Annotated in this window: 1 protein-coding gene; it reads left to right on the top strand. The window is 36.2% G+C overall.

Annotation, left to right across the window (positions count from 1 at the left end; genetic code table 11):
* Window positions 1-61: 61 nt before the first annotated feature.
* The coding region (locus V7137_RS29720; RefSeq protein WP_335701397.1) for a phospholipase D-like domain-containing protein at window positions 62-1,236 on the top strand (1,175 nt) is incomplete at its 3' end.

The following is a 1,236-nucleotide window of genomic DNA, read 5'->3' on the forward strand; positions in this document are numbered from 1 at the left end:
GTTTTGTCCCGAAAACAAAAACTAACAGAATGAAAACGATAATATATAAAGGAGATTAAATATGCTGAAAAAAATACTGAAAATCCTTCAAGTACTCCTAATTGTATTTATCGGCGCATGTTATGTTTTGCTTGTTTGGGGTAAAATTGACAGAACAGCAGCCGAAAAAAGGATGGTTTTTGAACAGCAGCCTATTCAATACCCGATTCGTCAAAGTAATATTACTATGTATACGGACGGGAAACAGTTAAACAATCAATTATTCTCAGATATAAGGAAAGCAAAACATTACGTGCATATCAACTTTTTCTCTATTGCTGATGATAAAGTAAGTCATCAGTTTCTAGATTTATTGAGGCAAAAAAGCCAGGAAGGTGTAGAAGTATATTATGCAGTGGACAGACTTGGTGGAATTTTACTAAAGCCAAAGGAAAGAGAATTATTGGTTAAAGCAGGAGTGCATTTTACTTATTACAATAACCCTGCTTTTCCTTATCTTTTTGCTTCTTTGGATCGTCGGAATCATCGCCGTATTTCAATTATTGATGGAAGGGTTGGGTACATTGGCGGATTTAACATCGGCAGGAAGTATTTAGGAGAAAAAGTAAAACTCGGTCACTGGAGAGATTATCACCTTCGAATACAAGGAGAAGGAGTTCAAGATCTAAAACATCAATTTGTGTTAGACTGGAAGAAAAACACAGAGCAACCGATACCGATACATAGCGCGACAAAGGTAAAGGGAGCAACCTCGCATCGTTTTACTGCATATTACAGCGGAGAAAAACTTGGGCAAGATTATGCAATGCTGTTTCAACAAGCAAAAGAGTCCATCATTATAGTAACACCTTATTTTATACCAAAAGACAGAACTATTTGGAACGCATTAGTGGATGCAAGAAAAAGAGGAGTTCGTGTCAAAATTCTCTTCTCACCTCATTCGGATGCACTGTTAGTTAAAGCGGCAGCGTATCCATATATTCGAAAAGCATTAGAACAGGGAATAGAAGTCTACGGTTATAAAAAGGGAGTGATACACGGTAAAGTATTCTTGATTGATAAAAACGTATTGATGGTAGGGACCGTAAATTTTGATTCGCGCTCGTTTCATTTAAATGAAGAAATGAACTGTTATATCCATGACCCTGTCTATATTTCTAAAATAAAGCCAGTCATCAATGAAGACTTCCAAAATTCAAAGCGAGTAACATCCTCTGACGTCAATCAATTATCTAT

The organism is Neobacillus drentensis (assembly GCF_036962765.1).
GTDB classification, from domain to species: Bacteria; Bacillota; Bacilli; order Bacillales; family Cytobacillaceae; genus Neobacillus; species Neobacillus drentensis_C.